The 276-nt window shown below is 57.2% G+C and carries 1 protein-coding gene; it reads right to left on the minus strand.

Annotated elements, in window-relative coordinates; genetic code table 11:
• The coding region (locus AAEY83_RS14665; RefSeq protein ID WP_351060017.1) for an OmpA family protein at positions 1-276 on the minus strand (276 nt) is incomplete at both ends.

A 276-nucleotide genomic window follows, 5' to 3' on the forward strand; every position in this document is an offset into this window, starting at 1 on the left:
CGTTGGGACAGGTCCATGTTGTGCTGGCGGCTGCCGGTGCTGTCGGTGTAGCCGACGATTTCGATCTGGTTCTGGTTGAACTCTTTTAGCGAGTTGGCCAGGTTGTTCAGCGGTTGATAGAAGCTGGAAGCGATGTTCGCCGAATCGGTGGCGAAGGTGATGTTGCCCGGCATGATCAGCTTGATCTGATCGCCCTGACGCTGCACTTCAACGCCAGTGTTGGCCATGCTCGCGCGCAGTTTCTTTTCCTGCTGGTCGGCGTAGTAGCCGTAGCCT

It is taken from the genome of Psychrobacter sp. TB20-MNA-CIBAN-0197, assembly GCF_040309765.1.
Taxonomy (GTDB): Bacteria; Pseudomonadota; Gammaproteobacteria; order Pseudomonadales; family Moraxellaceae; genus Psychrobacter; species Psychrobacter submarinus.